19 protein-coding genes are annotated in these 15171 nt (G+C 67.6%); 11 read left to right on the top strand and 8 right to left on the bottom strand.

What is annotated here, in order from left to right; genetic code table 11:
* The first annotated feature begins 26 nt into the window (after positions 1-26).
* Entirely contained in the window at positions 27-482 is a 456-nt protein-coding gene (gene queF, locus AC3WJT_RS15870) for a preQ(1) synthase (protein WP_492344099.1), read from the top strand.
* Here queF and AC3WJT_RS15865 read toward each other — a convergent pair.
* The gene (locus AC3WJT_RS15865; protein ID WP_492344098.1) at positions 479-1093 is read right to left on the bottom strand and encodes a nitroreductase family protein; all 615 of its coding nucleotides are present in this window, start codon (positions 1091-1093) and stop codon (positions 479-481) included. The two genes, queF and AC3WJT_RS15865, sit on opposite strands and share 4 nt — an antisense overlap.
* A 7-nt stretch (positions 1094-1100) precedes the next feature.
* Positions 1101-1688 (bottom strand): hypothetical protein, encoded by a 588-nt coding sequence (locus AC3WJT_RS15860; RefSeq protein ID WP_492344097.1) that lies wholly within the window; start codon positions 1686-1688, stop codon positions 1101-1103.
* Positions 1689-1855: 167 nt separating this feature from the next.
* Here AC3WJT_RS15860 and cysE point away from each other — a divergent pair, with 167 nt between their 5' ends.
* The 4 genes from cysE to AC3WJT_RS15840 all read left to right on the top strand — a co-directional run bounded on the left by cysE (position 1856) and on the right by AC3WJT_RS15840 (position 4056).
* Positions 1856-2686, top strand: a complete 831-nt coding sequence (gene cysE / locus AC3WJT_RS15855; protein ID WP_492344096.1) for a serine O-acetyltransferase — start codon at positions 1856-1858, stop codon at positions 2684-2686.
* Positions 2687-2788: 102 nt separating this feature from the next.
* Positions 2789-2992 carry a DUF3126 family protein gene (locus tag AC3WJT_RS15850; protein ID WP_492344095.1) on the top strand — a complete coding sequence of 68 codons (204 nt, stop codon included), beginning with the start codon at positions 2789-2791 and terminating at the stop codon, positions 2990-2992.
* Positions 2993-3001: 9 nt separating this feature from the next.
* Positions 3002-3589 (top strand): DUF4166 domain-containing protein, encoded by a 588-nt coding sequence (locus AC3WJT_RS15845; protein WP_492344094.1) that lies wholly within the window; start codon positions 3002-3004, stop codon positions 3587-3589.
* A gap of 41 nt (positions 3590-3630) precedes the next feature.
* Entirely contained in the window at positions 3631-4056 is a 426-nt protein-coding gene (locus AC3WJT_RS15840; protein ID WP_492344093.1) for a hypothetical protein, read from the top strand.
* Positions 4057-4102: 46 nt separating this feature from the next.
* Here the strand turns inward: AC3WJT_RS15840 and AC3WJT_RS15835 are convergent, their stop codons facing one another.
* Positions 4103-4867, bottom strand: coding sequence for a PhoH family protein (locus tag AC3WJT_RS15835; RefSeq protein ID WP_492344092.1), 765 nt, complete (start codon positions 4865-4867; stop codon positions 4103-4105).
* Between the two features lie 308 nt (positions 4868-5175).
* On the opposite strand from AC3WJT_RS15835, the gene AC3WJT_RS15830 reads away from it, so the two are divergent.
* Both AC3WJT_RS15830 and AC3WJT_RS15825 read left to right on the top strand, forming a co-directional pair.
* Positions 5176-5703 carry a gamma carbonic anhydrase family protein gene (locus AC3WJT_RS15830; protein ID WP_492344091.1) on the top strand — a complete coding sequence of 176 codons (528 nt, stop codon included), beginning with the start codon at positions 5176-5178 and terminating at the stop codon, positions 5701-5703.
* A gap of 168 nt (positions 5704-5871) precedes the next feature.
* Complete coding sequence (locus AC3WJT_RS15825) at positions 5872-6651, top strand: enoyl-CoA hydratase-related protein (protein ID WP_492344090.1); 780 nt, start codon at positions 5872-5874, stop codon at positions 6649-6651.
* A gap of 177 nt (positions 6652-6828) precedes the next feature.
* Here the strand turns inward: AC3WJT_RS15825 and AC3WJT_RS15820 are convergent, their stop codons facing one another.
* From AC3WJT_RS15820 to AC3WJT_RS15805, 4 genes are all read right to left on the bottom strand, one after another.
* Positions 6829-8253 carry a DEAD/DEAH box helicase gene (locus tag AC3WJT_RS15820; RefSeq protein ID WP_492344089.1) on the bottom strand — a complete coding sequence of 475 codons (1425 nt, stop codon included), beginning with the start codon at positions 8251-8253 and terminating at the stop codon, positions 6829-6831.
* A gap of 230 nt (positions 8254-8483) precedes the next feature.
* Positions 8484-8885, bottom strand: coding sequence for a hypothetical protein (locus AC3WJT_RS15815; RefSeq protein WP_492344088.1), 402 nt, complete (start codon positions 8883-8885; stop codon positions 8484-8486).
* A gap of 10 nt (positions 8886-8895) precedes the next feature.
* Entirely contained in the window at positions 8896-9480 is a 585-nt protein-coding gene (locus AC3WJT_RS15810) for a suppressor of fused domain protein (protein ID WP_492344087.1), read from the bottom strand.
* Positions 9481-9545: 65 nt separating this feature from the next.
* Entirely contained in the window at positions 9546-9914 is a 369-nt protein-coding gene (locus tag AC3WJT_RS15805) for a putative quinol monooxygenase (RefSeq protein ID WP_492344086.1), read from the bottom strand.
* 177 nt (positions 9915-10091) lie between these two features.
* Between AC3WJT_RS15805 and AC3WJT_RS15800 the strand changes: the two genes are divergently transcribed.
* The 3 genes from AC3WJT_RS15800 (at position 10092) to AC3WJT_RS15790 (ending at position 13574) form a co-directional block, all read left to right on the top strand.
* Positions 10092-10670, top strand: coding sequence for a hypothetical protein (locus tag AC3WJT_RS15800; RefSeq protein WP_492344085.1), 579 nt, complete (start codon positions 10092-10094; stop codon positions 10668-10670).
* A gap of 154 nt (positions 10671-10824) precedes the next feature.
* Positions 10825-12480: a choline dehydrogenase gene (locus AC3WJT_RS15795; RefSeq protein ID WP_492344084.1), complete on the top strand. Its 1656-nt coding sequence runs from the start codon at positions 10825-10827 to the stop codon at positions 12478-12480.
* 152 nt (positions 12481-12632) lie between these two features.
* Entirely contained in the window at positions 12633-13574 is a 942-nt protein-coding gene (locus tag AC3WJT_RS15790; protein ID WP_492344083.1) for an aldo/keto reductase, read from the top strand.
* Between the two features lie 23 nt (positions 13575-13597).
* On the opposite strand, the gene AC3WJT_RS15785 is transcribed toward AC3WJT_RS15790, so the two are convergent.
* Positions 13598-14143, bottom strand: a complete 546-nt coding sequence (locus AC3WJT_RS15785; RefSeq protein ID WP_492344082.1) for a PAS domain-containing protein — start codon at positions 14141-14143, stop codon at positions 13598-13600.
* A gap of 156 nt (positions 14144-14299) precedes the next feature.
* Here AC3WJT_RS15785 and AC3WJT_RS15780 point away from each other — a divergent pair, with 156 nt between their 5' ends.
* The gene (locus tag AC3WJT_RS15780; RefSeq protein WP_492344081.1) at positions 14300-15163 is read left to right on the top strand and encodes a hypothetical protein; all 864 of its coding nucleotides are present in this window, start codon (positions 14300-14302) and stop codon (positions 15161-15163) included.
* The last annotated feature ends 8 nt before the right edge of the window (positions 15164-15171 follow it).

Genomic DNA, 15171 nt, shown 5'->3' with positions numbered 1-15171 from the left:
GGAGCGGAGGTCTAAAGCCGCTGATCATGAGCGACCTTCATCTCACCCAGCTGGGCCAGGCCGTCGACGCCCCCGCGCGTCCGGAGGACGCCGTCCTCGAGCGCGTCGCCAATCCTCAGGCCGACACCCTGTTCCTGGCCCGCTTCGTCGCGCCGGAGTTCACCTCGCTGTGCCCGGTTACGGCCCAGCCCGACTTCGCCCACCTGGTGATCGACTACGCTCCGGCCGCCTGGCTGATCGAGTCCAAGTCGCTGAAGCTCTATCTGGGTTCGTTCCGCAATCACGGCGCCTTCCATGAGGACTGCACCGTCGCGATCGGCCGCAAGATTGTCGAGGTCGCCCAACCGCGCTGGCTGCGCATCGGCGGCTACTGGTACCCCCGCGGCGGCATCCCGATCGACGTCTTCTGGCAGAGCGGGCCTGCGCCTGAGGGCCTCTGGGTTCCCGACCAGGGTGTCGCGCCGTATCGCGGTCGGGGCTAGGGCGTCCACTCGCTGGTGAGCGCCGCCACGTCCGGCCGAATCCGCTCCTGCGGCGCCTCGGCGGGCGTGCCGATGAACACGAAGCCCGCGATCTGTTCGTCCTCCGCAAGACCCAGCACAGTTCTCGCGTCCGGATCATAGGCGTACCAGTCGGTGATCCAGTTGGCGCCGAAGCCCATCGCCGTGGCCGCGTAGAGCAGGGTCGTGCAGACCGCGCCGGCCGACAGCAGCTGTTCCCAGGCCGGGATGTCGCCGGCCACCGTGCGCGAGACGACCGCCACGCCCAGCGGCGGGGCCTTCAGCTTGCCCAGCTTGGCCAGCACCTTCGGCGCGTCGGGGCGATTCCCCGCGATCGCTTCGAGGCGGGCCGCCAACTGGGCCTTGGCGTCGCCGCGCAGGACAATGAACCGCCACGGCGACAGCTTGCCATGGTCGGGCACGCGCGCGGCGAGGGTCAGCAGGTCCCGCAGTTCGGCGTCATTGGGCGCCGGCGCCTGCAGCGAAAGCGCCGATGCGGACCGTCGGCGGGCCAGAAACGCCAGCACGTCGGAATTCGCCGTCACCGGAAGGATGTCGCCGAATCCGGGCGCGGCGGGAATGTCGTGGCTCATGGCGTCCCTAGACGGCGGTGGGCTCATCCTCGTCCTTGAACACCGGACGCAGCAGGATGCGGGTATCGGGCTTGATCAGCCGGTAGATGGAATCGAACTCCGGCGCGGCCTCGCCGTCGAGGGTCACGCTGGCCTTCAGATCGCCGGTGGCGTCGTCCTGAACATAGGCTTCGCAGGATTTCTTGCCCTCAAGGTGCGCCATGGACTGGGCCAGAATGGCGAGGATCGGGGCGGCCTGCTCCACGGGCGCCGGCTCGTCGTCGACCAGCACCAGGATCTCCAGGTCATTGAAGCGGAAGGTCGAGCAGAGCGCGTCACCCTCGATGCTGACCGTCTCCCGGACAACCATCTCGAGGTTCGGTTCGGTCGACATGCGGTAGCGGCTCACCTGCCGGACCTTGTCGCCCTGCAATTCGCTCAGCGCGATGTCCTCGCAGCTCTGGTCCTGGGCTCGCCAGCCGGAGCACCAGACCTGCTCGGTCTTCAGCACGGCCACCAGGGCCTCCCGGGTCAGGGGCTTGTCCGCAGCCCGCGCCGGCAGGGCGAGAGGCAAGGAGAGGGCGACGGCGGCGGTCAGCAGGGTCCAGAGGCGCATACCGGCAGGCTAGAGGCTTTCCGGCCGGAAGGGAAACGTCCGCGGCGCCCCGGAGAGCACGCACTTGGCGAACGCCGGTATTCTCCCCATATGCGCCCGGAGGGCCGCCGCTCGGGCAAAAGCAACGTTTGTGCTATACTGTCGTAGAGCGATCAGGGAGGGCGGACATGCCCAGACACTTCGAACTCGTAGAGCCGTCGTCGCCGCCGCCCGTCTGGGCGTCGCTGCGCAATGAGGCGGAGCGCGCCGCGCGCGACGAGCCGACGCTGGGCAGTCTGCTCAATGCGGTGGTCCTGTCGCACGGCTCGATGGCCGAGGCGCTGTCCTACCAGTTCGCCCGCAAGATCGGCGACCAGGAACTGCGCGCGATGAGCGCCCGCGAAATCGCGCATGAGGCCTATGAGGCCGATCCGTCGCTGATCGCCGCCGCTGAGGCCGACCTCAAAGCGGTCTACGAGCGTGACCCCGCCTGCAAGGGTTACGTCCAGCCCTTCCTGTTCTTCAAGGGTTTCCAGGCGCTCCAGACCCACCGCGTGGCGCACTGGCTCTGGACCCACAGCCGCGACACCCTGGCCTTCTATCTCCAGAGCCGGATGAGCGAAGTCTTCCAGGTCGATATCCACCCGGCGGCCAAGCTGGGGCGCGGCATCTTCTTCGACCATGGCACGGGCATCGTCATCGGTGAGACCGCGACGGTCGGCGACGACGTCTCGATGCTGCACGGGGTGACCCTGGGCGGCACCGGCGCCGAGCGCGGCGACCGCCACCCGAAGATCGGCAAGGGCGTACTGCTGGGCGCCGGCGCCAAGGTGCTGGGCAACATCACGGTCGGCGACTACGCCAAGGTCGCCTCCGGCTCGGTGGTGCTGAAGGATGTGCCGTCGCACTGCACCGCCGCGGGCGTGCCCGCGCGCCTGGTCAACTGCCCGACCTGCGAGGAGCCGGCGCGGACCATGGACCACACCCTGGCCGAAGAGATCTACGACTACAGCATCTGACCCGGACGCAGATTTAAGCGCCTTCGGGTGCAAATCCTGTTTCCCCTTTGCGCTGCGGAGCTTTAGGTTCCGCGGCCAATCCTCAATGCCCGGAGCCGCCACGTGGACGACAATCATATCAAGCAGGTCGAAGCCCACCTGAAGCGCACCTTCGGCAACCCGCACTTCGCGGTGAAGGCCCGCAAGCAGAAGGACTCCGCCGAAGTCGAACTCAAGGGCGAGTTCATCGGCGTGATCTATGAGGACGAGGACGAGGCCGGCTCGTTCATGTTCGAGATGGCGATCCTCGCGGAAGACCTGGAATAGCGTCAGACCATGGCCGGATCCGATCAGGAGGCCGGCTTGAAGCGCGGCCATCCCGGGTGGCTGTACGCCCGCCTGCTCAGTGGAACATGGGGCGCGCTGCCTGAACCGATCCAGCGCCTTCACAGGCTCGATGAGCGCCTGACGGCGGTTGGTCGGGCGAAGGTCGAGCGCGGCGGCGGTCTGGCGTCACGCCTGATCGGCAGGATGGTCGGCTTTCCCGGCGCGGAGGATGATGTCGAGCTGCGCGTGGACTTCGTGCGAAAAGACGACGTCGAGACCTGGCGTCGCCAGTTCGGCAGCCACCAGTTTGCCAGCACCCAGGAGGCCGGCCGCGGCCGACGGCTGGTCGAGCGCTTCGGTCCCGCGTCCTTCTCGATGACCCTGACCTGGGACGGCAAGCGGCTGAACCTTCGCCCGCGGAGCTGGCGGCTGTTCGGCGTGCGGATGCCGGACTGGACCCTGCCGACCACGACAGCCTGGGAAAGCGTCGAGGACGGGCGCTTCAGCTTCTTCGTCGAGATTACCCACCCCTGGACGGGTCTGATCGTGCGCTACAAGGGTTGGCTGGAGCCCGTAATTCCGCTCGCCGGCGGCTGAGCGGCCTTCTGGAGATCGCGCTTTCGCGTTATCTCCATTTCATGGATCGACCCAAACGCAAATACGTCCGGCGGGCCCGGCCCGACCAGAGCGGATTGCTGGTCGGGGTGCGGATGCAGCCTGCCCAACTGGCGCGGCTGGACGCCTGGCGGACGGCGGAAGGGGACGGTCTGACCCGCCCGGAAGCCATGCGGGCCCTGATTGAGCGCGGCCTTTCAGGGCGCGGCGCGGCTCAGGCCGACAAGTTGACGACGGATGACGCCGTCGAGGCGAGGGCGGAGTTCGCGCCTGCTGTCTTCGATCCGGGCGAGGGCTCATGGGCGGACGGCGACAGCTTCATCCTCGCGCCGGACGATCGCGCGGTGAGGGCGATCCTCGCGCCGCCGCCTCCCAGACCCGCCAAGGCTGCGGCGCCTCCCGATCTGTTGGGGCCACTCGGGCCGTTGAAGGGGCGTCGACGGGACTGACGAGCCGGCGGGACCGCTGGCGCGGCCCCGCCCTTTCGATTGAGACCTAGAGTACGCCGAGCATCTCCGCGACCAGCGGATGGCGGACGATGTCGCAGTCGTTGAGTCGCACCACGGCGATGTTGGACACCGCCTCGAAACGATCCGCCACATCGCCCAGGCCCGAAAGCCCGGTCAGCAGGTCCGACTGGTTGGGATCGCCCGTCACCACCATGGTCGAATGCCAGCCCAGCCGGGTCAGCAGCATCTTCAGCTGGCCGTAGGTGCAGTTCTGGGCCTCGTCGATGACCACGAAGGCGTTGTTCAGCGTGCGGCCGCGCATGTAGCCGACAGGGGCGATCTCGATGGCGCCCTCGGAGATCAGCGCCCGCACCCGCTTCATCGACAGCCGGTCGGACAGGGCGTCGTAGAGCGGCCGCAGGTAAGGGGCCAGCTTGTCCTCCATGTCGCCGGGCAGGTAGCCGATGGATTCGCCGGCCTCGACCGCCGGACGGGAGAGCACGATCTTGGCGACCTTGCCGGCCTCGAGGGCTTCGACAGCCTTGGCGATGGCCAGATAGGTCTTGCCGGTGCCGGCCGGACCGAGCGCCAGAACCAGGCTCTTGGCGTCGATCGCCTTGATCAGGTCCGCCTGGCCGTCGGATTTCGGTTTTATTGTCTTGAGATACCCCTGCTCGCGATCCTCATCCCGACCGAGCGGAGACCAGCCGTTGCCCACCGGCAGACGACGAACCTTGCCGTCGTCGTTGTGGAACTGGTCCTGCTCGAAAGCGCCTTCGCGCACGGTCCGCTTCAGGGCACGCTTGGTCATTGGGTAGCCTCCGATGGGGCAAGAAAAAAGGGCGACGCCGGAACGGCTCGCCCTTGGTTCGACATGACAGATGAGGTGGCGCGTGCGCGGCCCGGCGGCTCGCTGAAGCATCGCGAAGCTGGCGGCGCCCAATGACGCCGGAACACAATACGCGGCACCCGGTTCTCCGTCGTCAGGAGACCACGAACGAATGTCCGTGGCGGGATGCGAAGGGGCTCTCGCCCTCTCGAATCGCCTGACTATGATGATGCTAACGTGGTTTCTGACCGGTTAATCAAGCGGCCATTTCAAATATACGGGGCGTACGGATGACTGTTTATGCTTTGGGCGCCTTGGCGCCGCAGGTGCCTGCGGAAGGCGAATACTGGATAGCGCCGACAGCGTCCGTGATGGGCGACGTTGTTCTGAAGAAAAATTCCAGCATCTGGTGGGGCGCCGTGGCTAGAGGCGACACCGACACTCTGACCATCGGCGAGAACAGCAACGTCCAGGACGGTTCTGTGCTTCACGCCGATCACGGAATGCCCCTTCTGATCGGGGCGAACGTGACCGTCGGGCACATGGTTATGCTTCACGGCTGCACCATCGGCGACAACAGCCTGATCGGGATCGGCTCCATCGTGCTCAACGGCGCGAAGATCGGGAAGAACTGCCTGATCGGCGCCGGCGCGTTGATTCCCGAGGGCAAGGAGATCCCGGACAACAGCCTGGTCATGGGCTCGCCCGGCAAGGTCGTCCGCGAGGTCAGCGAACAGCAGGCGATGGGCCTGAAGATGTCGGCCCTGCACTATGTGGAGAACTGGAAGCGCTTCCGGCGGGATCTGGTGGCGATGTGAGGTCCTGCGTGGTTCGAGACGCTCGGCTGGGGCCTCGCTCCCCACCATGACGTGCATTTGTGTTCGTCATCCTGAGGAGCGGACCCTCAGGTCCGCGTCTCGAAGGACGCACGTTGACGGACCATAGGGAAGGGGCGCGACCTTCCGGCGAAACAGGGAGACGCTTCCATGGCCTACGAATTCATCACGGTCGACCGCGAGGGACCGGTCACCATTTTCACGCTCAATCGGCCGGAGGTGATGAACGCCCTCCATTCGCCGATGCACTTCGAGCTGGACGAGGCGTTCAACGCCTTCGCCGCCGATCCCGAACAGTGGGTGGGCATCGTCACCGGCGCCGGCGACCGCGCCTTTTCGGCCGGCAACGACCTCAAGCACCAGGCCACGGGCGGCGCGATGGGCAGCCCCCCGTCGGGCTTCGCCGGCCTGACCAGTCGCTTCGACCTGGACAAGCCGCTGATCGCGGCGGTCAACGGCGTGGCCATGGGCGGCGGCTTCGAAATCGCGCTCGCCTGCGACATCGTCATCGCGGCCGAGTCTGCGGTGTTCGCGCTGCCTGAACCGAAGGTCGGCCTCGCGGCCCTGGCCGGCGGCCTGCACCGTCTGCCGCGCCAGATCGGCCTCAAGCGCGCGATGGGCATGATCCTCACGGCCCGCCGCGTCCCGGCCGCTGAGGGCCAGGCGCTGGGCTTCGTCAACGCCGTTGTCCCCGCCGCCGACCTCATGGCCGAGGCCCGCAAGTGGGCGCAGATGATCTGCGAGTGCAGCCCGATGTCGATCCGGGCGTCGAAGCAGGCCGTCATGCAGGGTCTCGACCAGACCCTGCCCGAAGCCATCGGCGGCCAGTTCAAGTTCCCGGCCGTGGGCGCGCTGTTCAAGTCCGAGGACTTCCGGGAAGGCCCGATGGCCTTCGCGCAAAAGCGCGCGCCGCAGTGGAAGGGGAAGTAATTTCCTTCTCCCGGAGGGAGCAGGTCGGATGAGGGATTAGGAACGGTCCAGGCAAACAGGCCGGCGCCGTAATCCCTCACCCTCCCGTCGCTTTGCGGCGGGCCCCTCCCTCTCCCCGCCGGGAGAGGGCAGCAAGAAAAAGGGCGGCTCCGTTTCCGGGGCCGCCCTTTGTTTTATCTAGGAAGCGCTGGCCGCCGCGCCGCCGCCGGAACGGTTGCGATTGCGGTTGCGCGGCTTCTTGCGCTTGGGCGGAGCGTCGCCGGCGGCGCCGATGGCCAGGGGCTCATAGCCGGCCGGACGATGACGGGCGCGCTGGCCGCGATCGGGCTGGGCCTTGCCGGACGCGTCCAGCGCGGCGGGCTTCTTGTTCCGGCCCGGCTGACCGCCACGGCCATTGGCCGCGCGGGGATCGCGGAAGGGCTTTTCCGGTTCGATCGAGGCCATGGCGGCGTGCGCCTGGGCCAGACCCTTGTCGTTGCGGCGATCCCAGGCCGGGATCACCTGGCGGGTGACCTTCTGGATGTCGCGCAGCAGGTTGCGCTCGTCATCGGCGACCAGCGAGATGGCCGAGCCGCCGGCGCCGGCGCGCGCGGTGCGGCCAATGCGGTGGACATAGGCTTCCGGCACGTTGGGCAGCTCGAACTGGATGACGTGGCTGACGCCGTCGACATCGATCCCGCGGGCGGCGATGTCGGTGGCGACCAGGGCGCGCATCTCGCCGGCCTTGAACTGGGCGAGCGCCTTTTCACGCTGGCCCTGGCTCTTGTCGCCGTGGATCGAGGCGGCCTCGACGCCGATGGCGCTCAGGCCCTTGGCGACGCGATCGGCGCCGCGCTTGGTGCGGGTGAACACCAGCACGCGCTTCATCGCGGCGTCGTCGAACAGTTCGGCCAGCAGCACGCGCTTGCGGGCGGCCTCGATGAACAGGACCTTCTGGTCGATCTTCTCGACGGTCGTCGCCTGCGGCGTGACCGAGACCTTGGAAGGGTTCGGGTTCAGCAGCTCGGCGGCCAGCTTCTCGATTTCCGAGGGCATGGTGGCCGAGAAGAACAGGTTCTGACGCACGCGCGGCAGCGTCTTGGCGATGCGGCGGATCGGCACCACGAAGCCCATGTCGAGCATCTGGTCGGCCTCGTCGAGGACGAAGATCTCCGTCTCCGACAGGTTGGCGACCTTCTCGTTGATGTGGTCGATCAGGCGGCCGGGCGTGGCGACCAGAATGTCGACGCCGCCGGCGAGGGCGCGGACCTGCGGTCCGTACTTCACGCCGCCGAACACGACCTGGACGGTCATGCCCATGCCGGCGCCATAGCTGCGGAAGCTCTCGGCGATCTGGGTGGCCAGTTCACGGGTCGGCGACAGGACCAGGCAGCGACAGCCGCGGCGCGGGGCCGGACGCCGGTTGGCGGCCAGGCGGTGCAGGATGGGCAGGGCGAACGCGGCGGTCTTGCCGGTGCCGGTCTGGGCGATGCCCAGCACGTCCTTGCCGTCCATCACCAGCGGGATCGCCTGCGACTGGATCGGGGTCGGGGTGGTGTAGCCCTCGGCGGCGAGCGCGGAGAGCAGCGGCTTGGCGAGGCCAAGCGAAGCAAAATTGGTCAAGGATAGTCTTTCAAATGCGACTTGCGCCGCATGACCAGACGGTCTGCGGGCGAAGCGGGGTCAGTTTGGGAAACGCCCCGCGTATGGCGTCGCTATGGGGAGGATCGGTATCAGGACCCAGGCGGAACCGGAGAGGTTCCATACGCGGCCGGGTCAGACCGATAGCGCGGAATGCTCCGCGACGGGCTGCATGTGGCAGTGCAGCATGGGAAAGTCAAGGAAATAGACTTTTATGCTGCGTCCGGCCCGTCCCGTTCGTCGGCTGGAAGCGGTGGCGGCAGCACTTCCAGATTCGCCCAGGTCATCGTCGGGACCGCGAAGGGCCCGTCCTGCCCGGCGTTCCAGATTACGAAGGGCTCCTTCTCGTCGCCGCCCATCACCCACTGGCCGGCCAGGGCGTTGGCGAGGTCGACGAACCGCAGGTTGGTCAGGTCCAGGGCGAGTTCGTACTGCCCCTCGAATTTCCAGTAGGGCAGAACCTTGCAGACAGTGACCGTGGCATAGGGCGCGACGGCGTCGCACAGGGCTGTTGCCGTCCTGAGGGCCGCGACCATCGACGGGCTCTCGCAAAAGGCGCGGATGAACCCGATGTCGGAGTGCGGCGCGACCTCGCTGGCGACGAACGGCTTCACGGACGCGCGGTCAGACGACTGACGGGCGGTTGAGGTCGAAGACGTCGGGGCGCCTGGCTTCCATGATGTCCATCAGCGAGGAGATGCCGTTCGCGGTCAGGTGCTCCAGCTCCGCGTCGGAGATCGGCAGGGCGAGCAGCCAGGCCACGGTACGCTTGGGCGTCTTCAGCGTCGCCGGAGCCTCGCCCCAGAAGAACGGCGGCACGAACAGGATGTGCTTCAGCGTCGCCGACAGGTCGTAGGTCGCGACGACATCGGGGAAGATGACGCCGGGCGCGATCAGCGCCCCGTGCTCGATGACATTGAAGGCGCAGGTCGACAGGAGCCCCGGAAAGCCCTCGACGTCGCTCTGACAGGCGCCGAGCAGCTCGACCCGCAGATCCTTGGGCGCGTCTGTCAGCACCGTGTTGGACAGGTTCACGGTCGCATAGGCTGTCACGCCGGCCCTCGGCGAGCCTTCCGACGACAGGATGTCGACGCTGTTTTTCTTCTCGTCGTCCCACCAGGTGTGAACGGCCGGCGCGCCGCCGAATACCTCCGCCACGGTGCGGGCGATCAGGCGGTTCTCTTCAGTGACGTCGGCGCGACCGGTCATGGGTTCACTCTGTGGACTCTCAGGGGATCGTCCCTAACCAATTCCGGGGTCAGGGAGAAGGCCGGCTACAGTCCGACCCCGCCGACGGGGATGGTCTCGAACCGCTCGCCGAAGCCGGCGATGATCGGGCGGGCCTTTGCGATAGCCGCCTGAACCGCCGGCAGCTTCAGCGAATTGGCGTGGTCCTGCTTCGTCCGCCAGACCTCCGTGATCCAGATGGCGTCCGGTTCGGCCGGGTCATTGGCGACGACATAGATCAGGCACCCCGGCATGCCGCCCGTGCCCTCCAGCAGATACCGGACCAGCTCATCCCGCCTTCCGGGCGCGGCCACCATCTTGCCGAAAAGGCCGTACTTCTCGAGTTCATCGCCCAAGGCGACCTCCGGGATCAGGGTTGCGAGGGCGGTGATCGTCGCGGCGCGGCGGGTGAACATCGGGAGAGTATGGATGCCCCCCAGGCCGTCGCCAATCCTCTCCGGCGCCCGGATGGTTGCAGACCGCCGGTCGCCGAACATGAACATTCGGTAACCATCACTCTCCAAACCGGTTCAGGAACCCCCGCGCAGTTTCGACCTCAGCGAAATCTTTCGCGGGGCTAACAGGAGGCTACAATGTTCAAGACCATCGTTTCAGTCGCCAGCGTCATCGCCACCGTTTCCATCTCGACGACCGCCATGGCCGGACCCGTCCCGTCCAAGACGATCACCCCGGTGTTCAGGCTGCCGGAAGGCCCGGCCCCGGTGGCGGTGTTCACCTGCGACGTCGATCCCTCGATCGTCAGCGTCACCCTGACCAAGGGCGCGCGCCGCGGCGAGGTCCGGATCAGCTACACGATCGCCAACACCGGCGGTTCCGCCTGGCGGTCGGGCGCCAACCAGCAAGGCGTCACCCTGACGGCCGTCAACGGCAACACGGGCGGGACCTATTCCAGCGACCGGCCCCTGACCGGCGCCGCCGCTCCCGGCGCGACGATGCTGCGGTACACCACGCCGGTGATCCGCAACGCCTTCGACGACTTCGAGTTCGGCGGCCATGTCGAGCTGGCGGTGACCTACGACCCCGACATCTACATCGACGGCAATCGCTGCAACGACGATACGGACCAGGCCAACAACGCCTTCCGCATCGAGACCGGCGAGATCCTGGCCTTCATGAACGGCGCGGCGACCAGCCGTACCTTCCGGCCGTGAACCGCAAGGACCGGGGACATGCGCTTCAGTGCGTGTCCCCTCCCGGGAGAGAGGGACGTGCACAGTCGGGCATGTCCCTTTTCCCGTTGCCCAAAGCTGACGCCGGCGTCACTAATCCCTGAACAACGATAACCTGCCCCGGGGAGACGCCAGCGTGGCCGACCACTACGACTACATCATCATCGGCGCCGGCTCGGCCGGCTGCGTGCTGGCCAACCGCCTGACCGAGGACGGCAGCAAGACGGTCCTGCTGCTGGAAGCCGGCCAGAAGGACAACTCGATCCTGGTCAAGATGCCCGCCGGCGTCGGCCAGCTCATTAAAGACAAGGGTGTATATAACTGGGGATTCTGGACCGAAGCCGAACCCCAGCTGGAAAATCGCAAGCTCTGGTGGCCTCGCGGCAAGGGCTGGGGCGGTTCATCCTCGATCAACGGCATGGTCTACATCCGCGGCCACGCCCGGGACTATGACCAGTGGCGGCAGATGGGCCTCACCGGCTGGGGCTACGCCGACGTGCTGCCCTACTTCAAGCGCTCCGAGAGCCTGGAAGGCGGCGGCGACGCCTGGCACGGCGACAAGGGCCCGCTTCACGTGTCGAAGGCCTCGACGCCCAATCCGATCTACTCCTCGACCATCGAGGCCGGCGCACAGGCCGGCTATATGACCACCAAGGACTTCAACGGCTTCCAGCAGGAGGGCTGGGGCCCGTACCAGCTGACGATCAAGGATGGCGAACGCTGGAGCTCGTCCAAGGCCTACCTCTATCCGGCCCTCAAGCGCGCCAACCTGACCTGCGTCACCGGCGCCCGGACCAGCCGCCTGATTCTCGATGGCAAGCGCGTCACCGGGGTCGAGTATCTGGTCGACGGCCAGACGGTCACGGTCAGCGCCAACGCCGAGGTGCTGGTCTGCGCCGGGGCGGTGCAGTCGCCGCAGATCCTCCAGCTGTCGGGGATCGGCGACCCCGAGGACCTGACCCCGCACGGCATCAAGGTGCTGCACGCGCTGCCCGGCGTCGGCAAGAACCTGCAGGACCACCTCGACGTCTGCATCTCCTGGGAATGCCCGCTGCCGATCACGGCCTATTCGCGAACCAAGGGCCTCAAGACCCTGGTCACCGGCCTCAGCTACCTGCTGTTCAAGAAGGGCACGGGCCGCCAGCAGATGCTTGAGTCGGGAGCCTTCCTGAAGTCGCGGCCCGATCTCGACCGTCCGGACCTGCAGTTCCACACGGTGCTCGCCATCATGCAGAACCACGGCAAGACGGTGGTGCAGAAGGACGGCTTCACCCTGCACGTCTGCCAGCTGCGGCCGGAGAGCCGCGGCAAGGTCGGTCTGCGGTCGGCTGACCCGAATGACGATCCGACGATCTTCGCCAACTATCTGGCGACCGAAGAGGACCGCCGCGCGGTCCGCGAGGGCGTGAAGATCGCCCGCCAGGTCGCCAGCCAGCCTGCGCTCGATCCCTATCGCGGCGAGGAATATTCGCCCGGCAAGTCGGTCCAGACCGACGACGAGATCGACGCCTGGATCCGCGCCAACGCCGAGACCATCTACCACCCGGTCGGCACCTGCCGGATGGGCGTGGCCGGCGACGCCCAGGCCGTGGTCGACGAGAACCTCAAGGTCATCGGGCTGGAAGGCCTGCGCGTGGTCGACGCTTCAGTCATGCCGACGCTCATCGGCGGCAACACCAACGCGCCGACCATGATGATCGCCGAAAAGATCAGCGACGCGATTCTCGGCAAGACCGCCCTGCCGCCGCAGGACGCTCCAGTCTATGATGGCGAGACCGTCAAGGCGGCTTAGACCCCTTCTCCCAAAGGGAGAAGGAGGGGCCCGCGCCGCAGGCGCGGGAGGTTGAGGGGTTAAGGGGCTTGCCGGGTGGGGGCGTAATCCCTCACCCTCCCTCCGCTTCGCGGCGGGCCCCTCCTTCTCCCGCCGGGAGAGGGAACCCATCCATGGAACTTCGCCCCCTCGGCCGGTCGGGCCTGTCGATCGCCCCGCTGACGCTGGGCGGCAATGTGTTCGGCTGGACGGCGGACGAGGCGACATCGCACGCCATCCTCGACGCCTTCGTCGCGGGCGGGTTCAACGCCATCGACACGGCCGACGTCTATTCAGCCTGGGTTCCCGGCAACACGGGCGGCGACTCGGAAAAGGTCATCGGGACCTGGCTCAAGGCGCGCGGCCGGCGCGATGACGTGATCATCGCCACCAAGGTCGGCATGTGGCCGGTTCAGCCGGGGTTGACGGCGAAGAACATCATCGCGGCGTGCGAGGCCTCGCTCCAGCGGCTGCAGACCGACTACATCGACCTCTACCAGTCGCACCGGGATGATCCCGAGACCCCGCAGGACGAAACCCTCGAAGCGTACGGACAGCTTGTGAAGGCCGGGAAGGTGCGGGCCATCGGCGCCTCGAATTTCGAGACCGATCGCCTCGGATCGGCCGCGGCGGCCAGCAAGGCGGGCGGCCATCCGCGCTATGAGACGCTTCAGCCCGCCTACAATCTGATGGACCGCGCGATCGAGGGGCCGCTGCAGCAGCTCTGCCTGGCCGAGAACGTCAGCATTATCAGCTACTACGGCCTCGCCAGCGGCTTTCTGACCGGCAAGTACCGTTCGTTCGCCGATCTGGGCAAAAGCCCGCGCGGCGGCGGCATGAAGAAGCACCTCGAGGGTGAGAAGGGACCGAAGGTCCTGGCGGCGCTCGACGCTGCCGCCACGGAGCTGGGCGCCACGCCGGCGCAGGTCGCGCTGGCCTGGGTCATGGCGCGTCCGGCGGTCGCGGCGCCGATCGCCAGCGCGACGAGCCTCGCTCAGCTCGAGGAACTTATGGGCGCCGCCCGCCTGTCGCTCGACCCGGCGCACATCGCCAGGCTGGACGCCGCATCAGCCTGATCTGATCCGCGCCGGCCGGATGTCTAGGCGATCTGGCGGCCATTGACCGACGCCAGCCGCAGGGACGGCGCAGCTTCGGCTCCGTTGGAGCGGCTGATGCCGCTGACGGCGAGGGCGAGGGCCGGCCGGCCAAGCAGGCGGGCGATCATGGCGGTCGGCTGGTAGAGGCCGATAAACCGGTCTACCTCGCCGGACTGGCCGCGCAGGGGCGCCAGCAGCACCTCCATGCTGACCGGTGCGACGCCGTCGGCGAGAATGTCGGCGTGAACCACGAGCGGCTCGGGCCTGCCACGGGCGAATTCCAGCGCTGACTTCAGCTGCCAGCGATCCCCCGGGCGCCAAAGCTCCAGCAGACAGCGTCCGCGCAGATCACTTCGGTGCAGGTCGGAGACGAAGCCGCCGGCGAGGCGGAACGGATAGGTCCCGTCAGACGCGCGTCCGATGATCAGCACCTGGGGCAGAAGGTCATGGAAATCCATTGGATCGACATCGGCGCGCCAGGGCGCGGCGGCGTCGTGCTGACGCGCCTGCCAATACTCCGTCAATCGTTCCGTGTTGGGATGGACCATGGTCTGGACCCCCGACCGCGCGGCCCTCTGCGGCCGCACGGGGGTTGCAGGGAAGGTCCGGGCCAGGTCCGCAGTGTCCCGTATCGGGACGAAATCGCGCCCTTCGGCGCGCTTCTTGCATGTGGGCGTAGCGTGAATTTGGAGGGGATTCGTCCCATGGCGCCTCGGAATCTGTTGTTTGCCCTGCTGGGCGGGATCTTCCTCTGGCTGGGCTCGTCGGCCCTGCCCGGAGACGAGGCCGCCGCACAGTGCTGCGCGCCGCCGCCGCCCTGCTGCACCCCGCCGACCCCGCCGCCCTGCTGCACGCCCCCCGCGCCGCCGCCCAGGCCGCCCAGCCCGCCGGGATGCTGCACGACGGGCGGTCGGACCAACATCATCGTCAATTCCAACGCGGTCGCCGTGTCGATCGCGGGCGCCGGCTCGGGCGCCGGTGCGGTCGCCTATGGCGGCGGCGGGGGAGGCGGCGGCTACTACTCGCCGCCCGCCGCTACCGGCGCCATCCAGGGCCTCGATGTCCAGGGCATCATCCGCACGCGCCAGGTCGCCTACGAAGCCAGCCGCACCAAGATGCGCAAGGTCGTGATCCAGGCCTTCTGTCTGGACGACCGCGATGTGCCGCACCCCGCCAGCCAGGTCTTTGCCGAACGGGACGTCGATGACGCCTACGACGGCGAACTCTACCGCTGCCTCGCCGGCACGCGGATGCAGGTCACGGTCGCCGAATATGTCGAGCGAATCTCCTTCGACGGCGGCCAGACGATCACCTGCGCCAAGGGCGAGGCGCTCTACCGTTCGCGCGGCAACGGCGCGGACGGCGGTTCGGTGGCCTGCCGACCGCAGGCGCCGGCGCGCGACTGCAACGAACGCAGCCTGCTGCGCCGCTTCGGGGCCGGCATGAAGGTGCTGACCATCGTCACCATCGAGAAGTACACGGCCTATCGCGAAGAGAGCTACAGCGAGACGACCGCGTCCACCTACAGCATGAGCCTCGACGGCGGCGTGGGCGGCACGATCTACTAGGCGGCGTC

It is taken from the genome of Caulobacter sp. FW305-C-30-S16 (genome assembly GCF_058783025.1).
Note: the sequence above shows the minus strand (reverse complement) of the source record. Positions and strands in the feature narration are given on the sequence as shown.

Coding starts and splice junctions, on each gene's coding strand:
- queF (WP_492344099.1), top strand. CDS start 27: ATGAGCGACCTTCATCTCACCCAGCTGGGCCAGGCCGTCGACGCCCCC.
- AC3WJT_RS15865 (WP_492344098.1), bottom strand. CDS start 1,093: ATGAGCCACGACATTCCCGCCGCGCCCGGATTCGGCGACATCCTTCCG.
- AC3WJT_RS15860 (WP_492344097.1), bottom strand. CDS start 1,688: ATGCGCCTCTGGACCCTGCTGACCGCCGCCGTCGCCCTCTCCTTGCCT.
- cysE (WP_492344096.1), top strand. CDS start 1,856: ATGCCCAGACACTTCGAACTCGTAGAGCCGTCGTCGCCGCCGCCCGTC.
- AC3WJT_RS15845 (WP_492344094.1), top strand. CDS start 3,002: ATGGCCGGATCCGATCAGGAGGCCGGCTTGAAGCGCGGCCATCCCGGG.
- AC3WJT_RS15840 (WP_492344093.1), top strand. CDS start 3,631: ATGGATCGACCCAAACGCAAATACGTCCGGCGGGCCCGGCCCGACCAG.
- AC3WJT_RS15835 (WP_492344092.1), bottom strand. CDS start 4,867: ATGACCAAGCGTGCCCTGAAGCGGACCGTGCGCGAAGGCGCTTTCGAG.
- AC3WJT_RS15830 (WP_492344091.1), top strand. CDS start 5,176: ATGACTGTTTATGCTTTGGGCGCCTTGGCGCCGCAGGTGCCTGCGGAA.
- AC3WJT_RS15825 (WP_492344090.1), top strand. CDS start 5,872: ATGGCCTACGAATTCATCACGGTCGACCGCGAGGGACCGGTCACCATT.
- AC3WJT_RS15810 (WP_492344087.1), bottom strand. CDS start 9,480: ATGACCGGTCGCGCCGACGTCACTGAAGAGAACCGCCTGATCGCCCGC.
- AC3WJT_RS15805 (WP_492344086.1), bottom strand. CDS start 9,914: ATGTTCACCCGCCGCGCCGCGACGATCACCGCCCTCGCAACCCTGATC.
- AC3WJT_RS15800 (WP_492344085.1), top strand. CDS start 10,092: ATGTTCAAGACCATCGTTTCAGTCGCCAGCGTCATCGCCACCGTTTCC.
- AC3WJT_RS15790 (WP_492344083.1), top strand. CDS start 12,633: ATGGAACTTCGCCCCCTCGGCCGGTCGGGCCTGTCGATCGCCCCGCTG.
- AC3WJT_RS15785 (WP_492344082.1), bottom strand. CDS start 14,143: ATGGTCCATCCCAACACGGAACGATTGACGGAGTATTGGCAGGCGCGT.
- AC3WJT_RS15780 (WP_492344081.1), top strand. CDS start 14,300: ATGGCGCCTCGGAATCTGTTGTTTGCCCTGCTGGGCGGGATCTTCCTC.